The organism is Rhodococcus sp. NPDC059234, from assembly GCF_042754225.1.
Lineage (GTDB): Bacteria > Actinomycetota > Actinomycetes > Mycobacteriales > Mycobacteriaceae > Rhodococcus_G.
Genome location: NZ_JBHZAH010000121.1, coordinates 1 through 14,769, shown reverse-complemented (window position 1 = coordinate 14,769; position 14,769 = coordinate 1). Strand labels below are relative to the sequence as shown.

Sequence of the window (14,769 nt, the reverse complement as noted above, 5' to 3'; positions counted from 1 at the left end):
GAACGGTGATCTTCTGCCCGCCGAGCGCGGTGCTCGCCGCGGCCACGTCCGGATGCAGGTAACGGTCCCCCGCCACCCCGGACACCGTCGGGTAGATCAGCATGTCCGGCGCCACGATTCGCGAGTTCAGCACACCCGAGCCGAGCCCCGAGGACTTCTTGAAGTCGGGGTGGCCCAGGTCGTCGAACAGCTGCTGTCGCGGCACACAGGACGCGATCGCCTTGCGCGCGTCGGCAGATCCGAAGACCCCGCCGGTACCGAGCACGAGCTGCTCAGTGCTGCGGGAAGGTTCGGTGGCCGTGGTGAATCCGTCACCGGGATCGAGGCCCTCCACCGCCTTCGCGCCGACGTCGATCACGGCGAGGTCGCCCGAACCGAGCTTTGCCTTCAGGTCGGAATTCTTCGGCCACACCACGATTCGATTCGTGGCCGGCTTGTTTCCCCACCACCGGTCGTTGGCGACCAGCACCAGCCCGCCGTCCTCGGTGTAGGAGTCCGCCCGGTAGGGACCCGAAGACGGGAAGAGCGCCGGGTCCAGCTGACCGGGCGTCAGCTGCCAGCCGTTGTTCCAGAACGCCGCGATCCGACCCAGTGCGTCGGCGTCACCCGAGTGCACCGCCCCGACCACGTCCGGCACGTTCGCGACCCGGCCCGCCACGTGGGCGGGCATCACCTCGGTCGCGCCGAACAGGCCGAGCCACTCCGCGAACGCCCGACCGGGCTTGAAGACCACGGTCGCGTCCTTCGAGCCGGACTGGCAGTCGACCCGGTCGATATCGGCGTACCCGGCCCTGGTCGCGGACGCGAACTGCGGGAACTTCCCGCTGCCCGCCGCCCACGCCAGGACCAGATCGTCACAGGTCACGGGGACTCCGTCGGAGTACACCGCGTTGGGATTGATCTTGTACGCAATGGTCAACGAATCGCCCGGTTGCGGGACCGCCGAACCGAAGTCACCGTCGGACAGGGCGGTGCCCTCGGGACCGATGTAGCTCATGCCGGTCAGCACCCGCGAGAACGCCTGCCGGGCGCCGCTCGCGGTCCCGTCGATCGTGTTCGCGTTGTACGTGGGCAGCACGTTGTCGATCGCGTAGCCGATGGACGGGACCTGGTCCTCGGTCGAGGAGCATCCGGCCGCCGCCGCGACCACCGCGATCGCGGCGGCCCCTGCCGCTACTGTCCGCCGGTACCCGTCTCCTCGACTCGCACCCCTGCGCATGTCACCGCCTCTTCTTGTCACGCTTTCCGGTCGGCCGGGCACCCGGCTGCGGAGCGCCGCCCGAGCGTCGCGGCGTGCTCGAGGCGCGCCCGCTCGGCCGGTCCTCCACCACCGAGCCTGCCAGGGTCGCTGCGTCGGCTGCGGTTGCCCCGCCGGACAGCGCGGCCCGCCGGGCCAGAACACGCTTGGTGTGCGCGGCGACCGGGCCCCAACGCTCCTTGATCGTGACCAGCAGCGAGGTGGCGAAGAAGATCGACGAGAACGCGCCGACGATGATGCCGACCAACTGGACCACGGCGAGGTCCTTGAGGGTGCCGACACCGAGCAGACCCACCGCGACGACCAGCAGGCCGATCACCGGCAGGACCGAGATCACCGTGGTGTTGATCGACCGCATCAGGGTCTGGTTCACCGCGAGGTTCGCCTGCTCGGCGTAGGTGCGCCGGGTCAGGTGCAGCACGCCGCGGGTGTTCTCCTCCACCTTGTCGAACACGACGACCGTGTCGTACAGCGAGAAGCCGAGAATCGTCAGGAAACCGATCACCGTCGCGGGTGTGACCTCCAGACCGACGAGCGAGTACACGCCCGCGGTGACCACCATGTCGAAGAACAGTGCGATCAGGGCGGCGAAGGCCATGTCCCGTTCGAACCGGATCGCGATGTAGACGCCGACGATCACCAGGAACACCACCAGCGCGATCAGCGCCTTCTTGGTGATCTGGCTACCCCAGGTCTCGCTCACGTCGGCCACGCTGATCGCGTTCTTGCTCGGCACCCCGTTCTTGTCCTCCGGGTGGAACGCGTCGAACAGCGCGGTCTGCAGCGAGTTGACCTGGCTCGCGTCCAGTGACTCCGATCGGATCTGGATGGTCGAGCTGTCGCCGGAGCCGACGGTCTGCACCGAGACCGGGGCCGAGCCCAGGGTGTCGGCGTAGACCTTCTCGACCTGTTCGGTGGTCGCGCCGGTGGCGGCCGGGAACTGGATCCGCGACCCGCCCTCGAAGTCGATGCCGAGCGAGAACCCGCGGAACACGATGCTGCCGATCGAGATCAGCACGATCACGGCGATGATCATGTACCAGCGCTTGCGGTTGCTGACGATCTCGAAGGCGCCGGTTCCGGTGTACAACCGCGAGAGCCTGCTGTGCTGCGGCAGGTTGGCCTGGTCCGCGCCGGCGTCCGAGAGCGTCTGCTCCTCGATGGTCTCGCCGGCCGCGTTGGTGCCAGTGGGGTTCGTCATGTCAGGACTCCTTCGCCTGCGCGCTCGCGGCGGTGCGCGACGTAGCGGCAGCGGTCTTGCGTTCGCGGGCGACCTGCTGCACGGCGCCGAGGCCGTTCACGCTCGGCCGCGACCAGAACTCGGACTTCGAGGCCAGGTGGACCAGCGGATGGGTCACCAGGAACACCACGATCACGTCGAGGATGGTGGTCAGGCCGAGGGTGAACGCGAAGCCACGCACCTGTCCGACCGCGAGGATGTAGAGGACCGCCGCGGCGATGAAGCTGACCGCGTTGCCGGACAGGATCGTCCGACGCGCCCGCTCCCAGCCCCGGGGGACGGCCGATCGGAAGCTGCGGCCCTCACGCATCTCGTCCTTGATGCGCTCGAAGTACACGACGAACGAGTCGGCCGTCATGCCGATACCGATGATCAGACCGGCAATGCCGGCGAGGTCGAGGGTGAAGCCGATGTACCGGCCGAGCAGCACCATGATCGCGTAGACCAGCACGCCCGAGAGGATGAGCGAGAGTGCAGTGAGCACACCGAGCATCCGGTAGTAGATCAGGCAGTACAGCAGCACCAGCACCAAGCCGATCGCACCGGCGATCAGGCCCGCCTGAAGCGAGGCCAGACCCAGCGTGGCCGAGACGGTCTCGGCCTCGGACGACTGGAACGAGAGCGGCAGGGAGCCGTACTTGAGGGTGTTGGCGAGCTCCTTGGCCGAGGCCGCGGTGAAGCTGCCGGTGATCGAGGTGGCACTGCCCGCCGGGGTCGCGCCCTGGATGACCGGTGCGCTGACGACCTTCGAGTCGAGCGTGAAGGCGGCCTGCTTGCCGATGTTCGCGGCGGTGAACTGCGCCCAGGTGTTGCTGCCGCCGGACTTGAACGACAGGCTCACCTCGTGGCGCGACTGCTGCGAGTTGAAGGCCGAGGACGCGTCCGCGATCTCCTGGCCGTCGATGATGCTCGGGCCGAGCAGGTAGACGGCATCGCCCTCCACCGAGCACGCCACCAGCGGCAGCGTCGGGTCGTCATTGCCCTGCAGCGGGTCGGCGGCATCACAGTTCAGCGTGGCCATGGCCTGCTGCTGCACTGCGGGATCGGTGCTCTGCCGGGTCTTCTTCGCCTCCGCGATCTCCGCGGCCGCCTGATCGGCGGGCGTCGCCTCGGCCGGGGCGGGGGCCGGCGTCGGCGCGGGCGCCTGCGCCGGGAACGGGCGGTTCTGAGGTGCCGGTGCCGGCGGCGTGGGCGCCGGCGGCGTGGCGGCGGGGGCCTTCGCGGACTGGGCGTTCGACGACGCGGCCGAGGAAACGACCGGCCGGATGTACAGGCGAGCGGTCTGGCCCAGCGTGCGGGCCTGAGAGCTGTCGTCACCGGGCACCGTGATCACCAGGTTGTCACCGTCGATCACGACCTCGGAACCGGACACACCGAGACCGTTGACGCGGGTCTCGATGATCCCCTGAGCACGCCGCAGCGCATCCTGGCTCGGCTTACTGCCGTCCGGGGTCCGCGCGGTGAGGGTGACACGGGTGCCGCCCTGCAGGTCGATGCCGAGCTTCGGGGTCGGGGACTTGTCCCCCGTGAAGAAGACGAGCGCGTACAGCGCAGCGACGATCAGCCCGAAAATCACGAGCGAGCGCGCTGGACGTACGGCTCCAGACGAAGGTGCCACGATCCGTAGTTCTCCTAGAGGTGGGTACGAGGTCCGCCGATCAACGCCGACGTAGCCGCCGCCGGGCTGGGACGCCCGGCAGCGGAGGTGATGACTAGCTCACTCCTTGCCGAGGCGCCGCTCGGTCTGCTCCGCGGTCTCCTCGACGACCGGCGCTACGGCCGGCTCGTCGACCACGTCGAGCTCGTCGTCCAGGTCGGCGTCGTCCTCGTCGTCGTCCTCGGTGATCAGCTCACGCACGACCAGCCGCGACCAGGTGGTCACCACGCCGGGCGCGATCTCGAGTTCGACGGTCCCGTCGCCGAGCTCGACGACCGTGGCATGCAGCCCGGACGTGGTGAGCACGCGGTCGCCGACGGAGAGGGAGTCCTGCAGTTCGGTGGTCTTCGCCATTTCCTTCTTCTGGCGGCGAATGCCGAGGAACATCGGCACGAGCAGGGCGAGAATCAGGAGCGGAAACAGCAGTTCCATCGTGGAAGTCAGTCCTAAAGGTTTGTCGATGCCGCCGGTCCAGGTCGAACCGGCGCAGTACCCAAGTGTGCCACTAGTCGAACAAACCCTGCGGAGGTTCGTTCACACGGACCTCGATTCCGCCCGCGGCAGCCTCTGGTGGGGCGGTCAATCCGAGCTGTTCCCAGGCCGCCGCGGTGGCGACGCGACCGCGGGGGGTGCGCGCGATCATGCCGGCACGCACCAGGAACGGCTCGCAGACCTCCTCGACCGTGCTCGGCTCCTCCCCGACGGCGACGGCAAGGGTGGACACCCCCACCGGGCCGCCACCGAAACTACGGACCAGCGCGCTGAGCACCGCACGGTCGAGGCGGTCGAGGCCGAGCTGGTCGACGTCGTACACAGCGAGCGCGGCGCGCGCGATGTCCCGGGTGATGACCCCGTCCGCGCGCACGTCTGCGAAATCGCGAACCCGGCGCAACAGCCGGTTCGCGATGCGAGGGGTCCCCCGCGAACGGCCGGCGATCTCCGCGCTCGCCTCCGTGCCGAGCTGCACGCCGAGGATGCCCGCCGAGCGCAGCAGGATGCGCTGCAGTTCCGGTGGATCGTAGAAGTCCATGTGCGCGGTGAACCCGAACCGGTCCCGCAGCGGTCCGGTGAGCGCGCCCGAGCGGGTGGTCGCGCCGACCAGCGTGAACGGGGCGACTTCCAGCGGAATCGACGTCGCACCGGGCCCCTTCCCGACGACCACGTCCACCCGGAAGTCCTCCATCGCGAGGTAGAGCATCTCCTCGGCGGGTCGTGCGATCCGGTGGATCTCGTCGATGAACAACACGTCGCCCTCGACGAGGTTGCTCAGCATTGCGGCCAGGTCCCCCGCGCGTTCGAGCGCCGGTCCGGAGGTCAACCGCAACGCGGTGCCCAGTTCGGCGGCGATGATCATGGCCATGCTGGTCTTGCCGAGGCCCGGAGGTCCGGACAGCAGCACGTGATCGGGAGTGCCCCCGCGCAGTTTCGCCCCGGCCAGCACCAGTTGCAGCTGCTCACGGACCCTCGGTTGTCCGATGAAGTCGTCCAGCGAGGTGGGGCGCAGACTCGCCTCGATGTCACCGTCGCCGGCGACGAACTCGGCGGTGACGGCGGACTCGTCGCCGAAGGCCTCGTCTTCCGCGCCCGCGGTCACCGAGTCTTACCCAGCAGTGCGAGGGCCGACCGCAGGGCGCGGGAGGTGTCCGCCTCCGGGTCCGCGGCCAGCACCGAGTCGGTGGCCTGTTCCGCCTGCTTCAGCGCGAACCCGAGGCCGACCAGCGCCTCGACGATCTGGTCGCGGACCATTCCCGCGACCTCGGCGACGGAGCCGTCCGACGGTGAACCGGAGCCGGTCGGCACCGCCTCGACCTTGTCGCGCAGTTCGACGATCATCCGTTCGGCCCCGCGCTTTCCGATACCGGGGACCCGGGTCAGCGCCGTGACGTTGCCCTCCGCCAGCGCCTTGCGCAGCGACTCCGGTTCGAGCACGGCCAAGGTGGCCATCGCCAGCCGTGGACCGACCCCGGAGACCGTCTGCAACAGGCCGAACAGGTCGCGGGACTCGGTGTCGTGGAAGCCGTACAGCGTCATCGAGTCCTCGCGGACGATCATTGCCGTCACCAGCCGCACCTCGGCGCCACGCTGCAGCGTGCCGAGGGTGACCGGGGTGGCGTTGAGCCGGTAGCCCACCCCGGCGGCCTCGAGCACGACGTGGTCGAGGGCGATCTCGAGTACCTCACCGCGGACCGACGCGATCATCTAGGAACCTGCCTTCTGGAGCCGGGACTTGGACACTTCCGCCAGCCGCGCCTCGTAGCGTCGCCGCTGCTCGGCGGCGGCGCGCTCCGCCTGAGCCATTCTCGACAGCATCGGCGCCCGCCAGCAGTGGCAGATCGCGAGCGCGAGGGCGTCCGCCGCATCGGCAGGCTTGGGTGCGGCGTCCAGCCCGAGGATCTTCGTCACCATCGCGGTGACCTGCTTCTTGTCCGCCGATCCGTTGCCGGTGACCGCGGACTTGACCTGACTCGGCGTGTGGAAGCAGACGTCGATGCCGCGACGGGCGGCGGCGAGGGCGACCACGCCGCCCGCCTGCGCCGTGCCCATCGCGGTCCGGACGTTGTGCTGCGAGAAGACCCGCTCGACCGCGACCACCGTCGGCCGGTGCAGGTCGAGCCACTCCTCGGCGGCGTCGGCGATGCCGAGGAGTCGTTGCGCAAGGTCCATGTCCGGTGGGGTGCGGATCACGTCGACCGCGACCGGCCGGACCTCACGACCACGGCCGGCGTCGACCACCCCGAACCCGCACCGGGTGAGGCCGGGATCGACTCCGAACACGCGCACTGGCCCACCTCTCGACGTTACGAACAGCTGTTCGAGAGTATAGGTCGAGCGGCCGACAACCTCGTGCACCAACACACCCGCCGAGCAGGCCGGGTGAGCGGGCCGCGGTGTCCGGAGTCCGCCCGGACGTCAGGCGTCGAGCTCGGCGAGAACCTCGTCGGAGAGATCGACGTTGGTGTAGACGTTCTGCACGTCGTCGGAGTCCTCGAGGGCGTCGACGAGCTTGAACACCTTGCGCGCCCCCTCCACGTCCACCGGCACCTCGACGGAGGCGCGGAAGTCGGGATCGGCGGACTCGTAGTCGATGCCCGCCTCCACGAGCGCAGTGCGCACGGGAACGAGATCGGTTGCCTCCGAGACGATCTCGAAGGTGTCGCCGAGATCGTTGATCTCCTCGGCGCCGGCCTCGAGAACGACCTCGAGAATCTCGTCCTCGCTGCGGCCCGCCTTCTCGAGAATGACGACACCCTTGCGGCTGAACAGGTACGACACCGATCCCGGATCGGCGAGGTTGCCGCCGTTGCGGGTCATCGCGGTGCGGACCTCGCCCGCCGCGCGGTTGCGGTTGTCGGTAAGGCACTCGACCAGCAGGGCGACACCGTTGGGGCCGTAGCCCTCGTACATGATGGTCTGCCAGTCGGCGCCGCCGGCCTCTTCACCGGCGCCGCGCTTGCGCGCACGCTCGATGTTGTCGTTGGGGACCGACGACTTCTTCGCCTTCTGGATAGCGTCGTACAGGGTGGGGTTACCCGCGGGGTCGCCGCCACCGGTTCGTGCCGCCACCTCGATGTTCTTGACAAGCTTGGCGAACGATTTGCCACGCTTGGCATCGATCGCAGCCTTCTTGTGCTTGGTGGTGGCCCATTTGGAGTGGCCGCTCATGCGTAGTTCCCTCTTCCCGTCAATGCCGGTCCCGGATGTGGATCCACACGCGACAGCGGTGAGGCTGCAGCGGGGAGCACACAGTAGCGCCAGTTTACCCGCGCGCGAGCGCCGCCTCGCGCACCATGTCGACAAAGAGCTGATGGACCCGCCTGTCGCCGGTCACCTCCGGGTGGAACGAGGTCGCGAGAACCCCGCCCTGGCGGACCGCCACGACCCGGCCCGCCGCGGGCCCCTCCGGCACCGTGGCGAGCACCTCGACGCCCGCGCCGACACGTTCGACCCAGGGCGCACGGATGAACACCGCACGCATCGGTTCGCCCTCGATTCCGACGAAGTCCAGGTTCTCCTCGAACGAGTCGACCTGCCTGCCGAAGGCGTTGCGGCGCACGGTGATGTCGAGACCGGACAGGCACTGCGCGTCCGGGCGAGTGTCGAGGATCTCGCTGGCGAGCAGGATCATTCCCGCGCAGGACCCGTAGGCCGGCATTCCGTCGCGCAGCCGGGCGCGCAGCGGTTCGAGCAACTCGAACACCGTGAGCAGCCGGCTCATGGTGGTCGACTCGCCACCCGGAATCACCAGACCGTCGACGGCCTCGAGTTCCGCCAGGCGGCGAACGGTCACCCCGTTGGCCCCGGAGGCCTCGAGTGCGGCGAGGTGTTCACGGACGTCACCCTGCAGGGCGAGCACTCCGATGGTGGGACGTGTTGTCGCAGAATCGTTCACGGGTTCGGCACACCCACCACGAGGAGGTGCGCCGCGGGGACGGACCCGTCGACGGGGACGGTGTGAGCGGTGTCGGTGATCCAGCGCAGCGCGCCGTCCACCTCGATCCGGGCGCTGACGTTCAGACGCGCGCGCGGGTCGATCACGCCACGGTCCGCGGTCAGCTGGAACGGCACCGGCACCCCGGTCGCGTCGGTGATGCGCTGCTCGGCGAGCACGACGGACGGCGCGTCGGCACGCGAGACGTCCTCGAGGCGCACGGTGACCACGGCACCCTCCGGCCATGCGATCCGCTCCCGGTAGGCGACGTCGCCGGTGACGGTCAACTCGTCCCGAACGTCGCGGCCGTTCGCTTCGCTCACGCCGGACGAGCCGAGGGACATCCCGACCGCTGCGACCACCGCGATCAACGCGCCGACGCCCAACACCAGTTCGAGTATTCGTCTCGTTCGCACGGGGTAGAGAATACGGTTGCCCGCCGCAGGCCCCGCCGTCGGAATGGAATCAAGAGCGCGCCGCACCCCGTCAGGGAACCGTCAACGCCGGCGTCGCGACCACCTCCGGCGCGCACACTCACAGCCGTGACGACGCCACTGCTCGTCCGGACGCCCCCGCCCGGACGCACCCGCAAGCCCGACCGGCACAAGCTGTCGGTGCCGACCGGCCTGGCCGGACTCTCCCTCGACGCGATGGCGTCGGTCTCCTACGGTCCCGAGGCGATCGTGTTGGTGCTGGCCGCCGCCGGCGGCGTCGGGCTGGGGTTCACCGTGCCGGTCACCGTCGCCATCGCGGCGCTGCTCGCCGTCCTGGTCGCCTCATACCGCCAACTGATCGCGGCGTTCCCGAACGGGGGCGGGGCCTATGCGGTCGCGCGCGCACGGCTCGGCCAACGCACCGGACTCGTCGCGGCGGCGTCGCTGGTGATCGACTACATCCTCAACGTGGCCGTGTCCATCGCCGCCGGAGTCGCCGCCCTCACCTCCGCATTCCCTGCGCTACTCCCCTACACGGTGTGGATCTGCCTCGCCGTCCTGGCCGGGATCACGGCGCTCAATCTGCGCGGGATCGCAGACAGCGCAAGGGCTTTCATGATACCTACCGCGATCTTCGTGGTCGGCATCTTCACGGTGATCGTCGCCGGCCTGCTCCGGTCGGAGCCTCTCACCGTCACCGAGACCACCGGCGTCGCCGGCAACGTCGAGACGGTCGGGGTGCTGTTGCTGCTCAAGGCGTTCTCGAGCGGGTGCGCCGCCCTCACCGGGGTGGAGGCGATCGCGAACGCCGTCCCCAGTTTCCGCGAGCCCCGCGTCCGCAACGCTCAGCGCGCCGAGACGGCACTGGGTGTGCTGCTGGGCACGATGCTGATCGGGCTGGCCACGCTCATCGGCAAGTTCGCACTCCGTCCGGTCGAGGGGACCACCGTTCTCTCGCAACTGACCGAGGCGTCTCTCGGACACGGGATCGGTTACTACGTAGTGCAGTTCGCCACCGTGGTACTCCTCGCCCTGGCCGCGAACACCTCCTACGGCGGGCTGCCGACGCTCATGCGATTGCTCGCCGACGACAACTGCCTGCCGCATCGGTTCGCACTGCGGTCCCCGCGAGAGGTGTACCGGCACGGCGTGCTCGCGCTGGGCGTGTTCGCCGGCGCCCTGCTGATCGCCTCGGGCGGCAGCATGAACGACCTCGTCCCGCTGTTCGCGATCGGCGTGTTCGTCGGGTTCACGATCGCGCAGGTCGGCCTCGTCCGGCACTGGCTGCTGACCCGGGCGCCGGGCTGGCGGTGGCGGCTGGCCCTCAACGCGTTCGGCGCCACCCTCACCGCGCTCGCCTCGCTGGTGACGACCGCCATGAAGTTCACCGAGGGCGCCTGGCTGATCGTGCTGGCCCTGCCCCTGATCGTGTTCCTGATGGAGCGGGTGCGCGCGGCCTACGCGGTCATCGGCGACCGCATCCACCTCGGCGAGGTGCCCGCCGCGCCCTGCGCACGGGGCACCGTCGTCGTGGTGCCGGTCGCTGAGGTCTCCGAGGTGAGTCGCGAGGCGATCAGCGCCGCGCTGTCCATCGGCACCGACGTCGTCGCGGTCCGGGTGTGCCCGGCCGGGGAGTCGCCGCGCGCCTTCACCGCGGCGTGGGCGGCCTGGCATCCCGGGGTGCGACTGGTCCTGCTCGACGGCGCCGGCGCCGGCCTCGCGTCCGTCCTGACCCGGTACGTCACCGACCAGCTGGCAGGCAGACGCGTCGTGGTGGTGATCGGCGAGGTGGAGCCGGGCTCGGCCTGGCAACGGATCCTGCCGAACCACCGCGGCGACGAACTCGACCGCGCGCTGCGCCGCACCACCGACGCCGCGGTCCTCCGGATCCGGTTGCGGGTCGGCGGATCTCCCGTGCGTACGCCGATCACGCCGACGCCGAGAACCGCCGAGCCACCCACGCGGTCCGATTGCGCCGGACGGTGAGGTCGCGCCGGCGCGACAGCGAGTCGGGACCCTCGTCCGCGAGCAGTCGATCGAGGGCGTCGAGGTCGTCGGCGGCCAGGTGCTCGCCGAGGAAGCCTCGGACCCGCCCGAGGTAGGCGCGCGCGTAGCGGGCGGCTCTGCGTTGCGGCGGATTCGCGTCGGCGGGGAAGCTGCGCTGCTCGGCAATCTCGAAGCCGGCCGCCTCCAGGTGGGGTCGCCAGTCCGGGTGCGCATTCCAGTTCACCTTCTCCAGCGCATCGTGGCACCGGGACTCGAGACCCGGGCGCCCCAGCCCGATGTCGTCGGGAAGAAATCGCGGCAGCGCGTCCATCTCGACGACCACCAACAGGCCCCCGGGATTCAGGGCGTCGTGGACGTCCCGCAGCAGCCGGTCCGGGTCGGCGACCTCATGCAGCGAGGAGGAGGCCCAGGCGAGGTCGACCGCGCCGACCGCGGGCCAGCCGACGTCCAGGTCGGACTCCACCACGCGCAGCCGGCCGGCCACGCCCGCCTCGCGGGCGGACGACTGGATGCGGGCCAGCATCGCGGCGGACCTGTCGACCGCGATCACCTCGGCCGAGGAGAACTCGCGCGCGAGGGCCAGGCTGCCGGCACCGGTCCCGGCACCGAGGTCGACGACCATCCGCGGCTGCTCTCGCGCGTGCCGTCCGAGCCATCCCGAGAGGTCGTGCAGGTAGGCGCCGTGCACCTCGGCATCGAGGTCGAGCAGTTCCGCGAGCCCCGCGTCGTCGTGATCGTGGCCGCCGTGCCCGTGGTGGTGCCCGGCACGGCGGTGTGCGTGACGATGGGTGTGCTCGGTCATGACTTCACAGTAGATCGATGATGCGCGTACGGCATACTATCTTGCGTATGACGCAAGAAGTCTCTGTGGACGCCTTGATCCGCCAGCGCATCCGCGGCCTGCGACTGTCCCGCGGCTGGTCGCTGGAGGCCCTCGCCACGCGCTGCTTCCTCAGCCCGTCCACCCTCAGCCGCATCGAGACCGGGCACCGCCGGATCGCGCTCGATCAACTCGTCCCGATTGCGCGGGCTCTCGGGACCACGATCGATCAGCTCGTCGAGTCACCGGACGACGAGGACGTGGTGATCCGCCCGGAACCCGAGCACACACCGGGCGTGACGACCTGGCTGTTGTCCCGGGAGGGCGCCACGAACGGTGTGACCGTGGCGAAGATGCGGATCACCCCCGACCGGCCGACCGGGGCCGGGCAGCTGGGCGTGCACCCCGGCCGAGACTGGTTCACCGTGCTGTCCGGGACCGCCACGCTGCAGCTCGGCGAGCGAACCCTGCTGATCCGGGCGGGCGAGGCGGCCGAGTTCTCGACCATGGTCCCGCACGCGATCAGGGCTCAGGACGGCCCGGTGGAGATCCTCACCATCTTCGATCGCGACGGCGAACGCGCCCACCTGCATCCCCTGCACGACACACGGTGAATCGTCACTCCGTGCGCAGCAGCCGGGTCAGGCCCTCCTGAACGACCGCCGCGACCAGGTTCCCGTCCCGGTCGAAGATGCGGCCCTGGGTCAGCGCCCGACCGAAGCCCGCGGACGGCGAGGACTGGTCGTAGAGCAACCACTCGTCGGCACGGAAGGGGCGCAGGAACCACAGCGCATGGTCGAGCGAGGCCTGCTGGATCTCCGCGTCGGGGTGCGGCACCTGCGCGGAGCCGAGCAGCGTCATGTCGCTCATGTACGCGAGGGTGCAGATGTGGAAGACCGGTGCGTCGGGCAGGATGCCGCGGTACCGGAACCACACCTGTTGCTGCGCGGGCACGCCGCGCCTGCGCACGATCTCCTCCTGCGGAACGAAGCGCAGGTCCCAATCCGCCCACTCCCGGAACTCCCACGACAATTCCTCGTCGCGCGAATCCGAGGTGTCGGGAAGGGTTTCCGGGTCCGGCACCGGCGGAATCCGGTCCTGGTGTTCGATACCGACGTCACCGACGTGGAACGAGGCGGACATGGTGAAGATCGCCTGCCCGTCCTGTACCCCGGTCACGCGGCGGGTGCAGAAGGAACGACCGTCCCGAATCCGGTCGACGAGGAACACCGTGGGAATCGTCGGATTCCCCGGGCGGAGGAAATAGCCGTGCAGCGAGTGCACACGGTACTGCTCGTCGACGGTGCGGACGGCCGAGACCAGTGCCTGCCCCGCGACCTGGCCGCCGAAGGTTCTGGTCAGCATCGTGTCCGCGACGATGCCCCGAAAGATGTCCTTCTCCAGGCGCTCGAGCTCCAGGATTTCTTCGATGGACGACATGGCGCTCCCTCTTCCGGCTACCCGACCTGGTCAGGCTAGCAACAGCGCGGGCGGGGGCCGGGACTCAGTCGGGCACCGGGTGCGCCGGGTAGGCATGGACAAGCGCCGAATCCAACTTGGGCAGGGCTGCAACGAGTGTCGACCTCGCCTCGTGAGCGATCCGATGCGCCTGAGCCAGACTCATGTCGTCGGGCACGTCGACCTCGGCGTCGGCGTACAACCGGTGGCCGATCCAGCGCATCCGCAGGCTCCGTACCCGCAGGACCCCCGGTTCGGCAGCCAGCGCCCCCTCGGCGCGGGCCACGACCTCGGGGTCGACGCCGTCCATCAACCGGCGCAGCACCTCCCGCGCCGCGGTCGCGAGCACGACCAGGATGGCGGCCGTGATGACCAGTCCCACAACGGGATCGGCGAGGGGGAACCCCGCCGCGACCCCCGCCGCCCCCAGCACCACCGCCAGCGACGTGAGTCCGTCGGTACGCGCATGCAGACCGTCGGCGACCAGCGCGGCCGAGCCGATACGGCGACCGATTCTGATCCGGTATGCCGCGACCACCTCGTTGCCCGCGAACCCGACCACCCCGGCGGCGGCGACCCAGCCCAGGTGCGAGACCGGCGCGGGTTCGATCAGCCTGCGCACCGACTCCACGGCGGCCACTGCCGCCGAGACGGCGATCATCGCGAGCACGAACAGGCCGGCGAGATCCTCCGACCGGCCGAAACCGTAGGTGTAGCGACGCGAGGCCGGGCGCCTGCCGAGCGCGAACGCAATCCACAACGGCACCGCCGTCAACGCGTCCGAGAAGTTGTGCACGGTGTCGGCGAACAATGCCACCGACCCCGACAGCGTGACGATCGCGAACTGGACTGCGGCGGTGATTGCGAGGACTACCAGGCTGATCTTGACCGCACGGATGCCGATCGCACTCGACTCGAGGGCATCGTCGACACTGTCGGCGGCGTCGTGGCTGTGCGGCACGAACAGCTCCCGCACGAACCCTCGGCCGTGCCCGTGCCCGTGGCCGTGCCCGTGGCCGTGGCCGTCGCTCATCCGCGCTCCCCGACCGGCGCACCGTCGTGCAGAACGCGGAGGTCGCCCTGCTCGCGGTGATGACCGGGAACCCCGGGGCCCGCGTGCTCGGCGTTGAACACCGCGTCGGTGACCAGCTGCCGGACGTGGTCGTTCTCGAGTCGGTAGAACACCTGGGTGCCCTCACGCCTGGTCCGGACCAGGCGCGCCATCCGCAGCTTCGCCAGGTGCTGGGACACCGAGGGCGCCGGCTTACCGACGTGCTCCGCGAGGTCGTTGACCGGCAGTTCACGATCGACGAGAGCCCACAGGATCTGCACCCGAGTCGCATCGGCCAGCATCCGGAAGACCTCGACGACGAGGTCCACCTCGTCGTCGTGCAGCCGTCGTCGACATGCACCACTATCTGCATTCATACGTAGATAATAGAGCTAACGGCCCCAGGAACAAACAC

16 protein-coding genes are annotated in these 14,769 nt (G+C 69.7%); 2 read left to right on the top strand and 14 right to left on the bottom strand.

Annotation, left to right across the window (positions count from 1 at the left end; all coding sequences use genetic code 11):
* From ACFXGJ_RS20620 to ACFXGJ_RS20575, 10 genes are all read right to left on the bottom strand, one after another.
* On the bottom strand, positions 1 to 1,219 hold a 1,219-nt coding region (locus ACFXGJ_RS20620), incomplete at its 3' end, for an ABC transporter substrate-binding protein (protein WP_378623983.1).
* Position 1,220: 1 nt separating this feature from the next.
* Positions 1,221 to 2,459, bottom strand: coding sequence for a protein translocase subunit SecF (gene secF, locus ACFXGJ_RS20615; RefSeq protein ID WP_378623980.1), 1,239 nt, complete (start codon positions 2,457 to 2,459; stop codon positions 1,221 to 1,223).
* Position 2,460: 1 nt separating this feature from the next.
* Complete coding sequence (gene secD, locus ACFXGJ_RS20610; protein WP_378623978.1) at positions 2,461 to 4,116, bottom strand: protein translocase subunit SecD; 1,656 nt, start codon at positions 4,114 to 4,116, stop codon at positions 2,461 to 2,463.
* Positions 4,117 to 4,215: 99 nt separating this feature from the next.
* Positions 4,216 to 4,587, bottom strand: coding sequence for a preprotein translocase subunit YajC (yajC, locus tag ACFXGJ_RS20605; protein ID WP_378623974.1), 372 nt, complete (start codon positions 4,585 to 4,587; stop codon positions 4,216 to 4,218).
* A 73-nt stretch (positions 4,588 to 4,660) separates the two neighbouring features.
* Positions 4,661 to 5,749, bottom strand: a complete 1,089-nt coding sequence (gene ruvB / locus ACFXGJ_RS20600; RefSeq protein ID WP_378623971.1) for a Holliday junction branch migration DNA helicase RuvB — start codon at positions 5,747 to 5,749, stop codon at positions 4,661 to 4,663.
* Positions 5,746 to 6,354, bottom strand: a complete 609-nt coding sequence (ruvA, locus tag ACFXGJ_RS20595; protein ID WP_378623965.1) for a Holliday junction branch migration protein RuvA — start codon at positions 6,352 to 6,354, stop codon at positions 5,746 to 5,748. The genes ruvB and ruvA overlap by 4 nt, the downstream gene beginning before the upstream one ends.
* Positions 6,355 to 6,936: a crossover junction endodeoxyribonuclease RuvC gene (gene ruvC, locus ACFXGJ_RS20590; protein WP_378623963.1), complete on the bottom strand. Its 582-nt coding sequence runs from the start codon at positions 6,934 to 6,936 to the stop codon at positions 6,355 to 6,357. It abuts the gene before it with no gap.
* Positions 6,937 to 7,065: 129 nt separating this feature from the next.
* Positions 7,066 to 7,818, bottom strand: a complete 753-nt coding sequence (locus ACFXGJ_RS20585) for a YebC/PmpR family DNA-binding transcriptional regulator (protein ID WP_378623961.1) — start codon at positions 7,816 to 7,818, stop codon at positions 7,066 to 7,068.
* 94 nt (positions 7,819 to 7,912) lie between these two features.
* Positions 7,913 to 8,545, bottom strand: coding sequence for a pyridoxal 5'-phosphate synthase glutaminase subunit PdxT (gene pdxT, locus ACFXGJ_RS20580; protein WP_378623958.1), 633 nt, complete (start codon positions 8,543 to 8,545; stop codon positions 7,913 to 7,915).
* A complete protein-coding gene (locus ACFXGJ_RS20575) occupies positions 8,542 to 9,000 on the bottom strand; it encodes a YbaY family lipoprotein (protein WP_378623955.1) in 459 nt (152 codons plus the stop codon). Before ACFXGJ_RS20575 ends, pdxT begins: the two co-directional genes overlap by 4 nt.
* Before the next feature lie 234 nt (positions 9,001 to 9,234).
* Between ACFXGJ_RS20575 and ACFXGJ_RS20570 the strand changes: the two genes are divergently transcribed.
* Complete coding sequence (locus tag ACFXGJ_RS20570) at positions 9,235 to 11,004, top strand: APC family permease (RefSeq protein WP_378623986.1); 1,770 nt, start codon at positions 9,235 to 9,237, stop codon at positions 11,002 to 11,004.
* On the opposite strand, the gene ACFXGJ_RS20565 is transcribed toward ACFXGJ_RS20570, so the two are convergent.
* Positions 10,946 to 11,827 carry a class I SAM-dependent methyltransferase gene (locus ACFXGJ_RS20565; protein ID WP_378623952.1) on the bottom strand — a complete coding sequence of 294 codons (882 nt, stop codon included), beginning with the start codon at positions 11,825 to 11,827 and terminating at the stop codon, positions 10,946 to 10,948. The genes ACFXGJ_RS20570 and ACFXGJ_RS20565 overlap by 59 nt on opposite strands.
* 47 nt (positions 11,828 to 11,874) lie before the next feature.
* Here ACFXGJ_RS20565 and ACFXGJ_RS20560 point away from each other — a divergent pair, with 47 nt between their 5' ends.
* Positions 11,875 to 12,459: a helix-turn-helix domain-containing protein gene (locus ACFXGJ_RS20560; protein WP_378623949.1), complete on the top strand. Its 585-nt coding sequence runs from the start codon at positions 11,875 to 11,877 to the stop codon at positions 12,457 to 12,459.
* 4 nt (positions 12,460 to 12,463) lie between these two features.
* Here ACFXGJ_RS20560 and ACFXGJ_RS20555 read toward each other — a convergent pair whose 3' ends face one another.
* From ACFXGJ_RS20555 to ACFXGJ_RS20545, 3 genes are all read right to left on the bottom strand, one after another.
* A complete protein-coding gene (locus tag ACFXGJ_RS20555; RefSeq protein WP_378623946.1) occupies positions 12,464 to 13,285 on the bottom strand; it encodes an acyl-CoA thioesterase in 822 nt (273 codons plus the stop codon).
* Between the two features lie 64 nt (positions 13,286 to 13,349).
* Complete coding sequence (locus tag ACFXGJ_RS20550; protein ID WP_378623944.1) at positions 13,350 to 14,336, bottom strand: cation diffusion facilitator family transporter; 987 nt, start codon at positions 14,334 to 14,336, stop codon at positions 13,350 to 13,352.
* Positions 14,333 to 14,731: an ArsR/SmtB family transcription factor gene (locus ACFXGJ_RS20545; RefSeq protein ID WP_378423890.1), complete on the bottom strand. Its 399-nt coding sequence runs from the start codon at positions 14,729 to 14,731 to the stop codon at positions 14,333 to 14,335. The genes ACFXGJ_RS20550 and ACFXGJ_RS20545 overlap by 4 nt, the downstream gene beginning before the upstream one ends.
* Positions 14,732 to 14,769 lie beyond the last annotated feature (38 nt).

Excerpts from the sequence above, each read along its gene's own strand:
- secF (WP_378623980.1), bottom strand. The coding sequence starts at position 2,459 with ATGACGAACCCCACTGGCACCAACGCGGCCGGCGAGACCATCGAGGAG.
- yajC (WP_378623974.1), bottom strand. The coding sequence starts at position 4,587 with ATGGAACTGCTGTTTCCGCTCCTGATTCTCGCCCTGCTCGTGCCGATG.
- ruvA (WP_378623965.1), bottom strand. The coding sequence starts at position 6,354 with ATGATCGCGTCGGTCCGCGGTGAGGTACTCGAGATCGCCCTCGACCAC.
- ACFXGJ_RS20585 (WP_378623961.1), bottom strand. The coding sequence starts at position 7,818 with ATGAGCGGCCACTCCAAATGGGCCACCACCAAGCACAAGAAGGCTGCG.
- ACFXGJ_RS20570 (WP_378623986.1), top strand. The coding sequence starts at position 9,235 with ATGGCGTCGGTCTCCTACGGTCCCGAGGCGATCGTGTTGGTGCTGGCC.
- ACFXGJ_RS20565 (WP_378623952.1), bottom strand. The coding sequence starts at position 11,827 with ATGACCGAGCACACCCATCGTCACGCACACCGCCGTGCCGGGCACCAC.
- ACFXGJ_RS20560 (WP_378623949.1), top strand. The coding sequence starts at position 11,875 with ATGACGCAAGAAGTCTCTGTGGACGCCTTGATCCGCCAGCGCATCCGC.
- ACFXGJ_RS20555 (WP_378623946.1), bottom strand. The coding sequence starts at position 13,285 with ATGTCGTCCATCGAAGAAATCCTGGAGCTCGAGCGCCTGGAGAAGGAC.
- ACFXGJ_RS20550 (WP_378623944.1), bottom strand. The coding sequence starts at position 14,336 with ATGAGCGACGGCCACGGCCACGGGCACGGCCACGGGCACGGGCACGGC.
- ACFXGJ_RS20545 (WP_378423890.1), bottom strand. The coding sequence starts at position 14,731 with ATGAATGCAGATAGTGGTGCATGTCGACGACGGCTGCACGACGACGAG.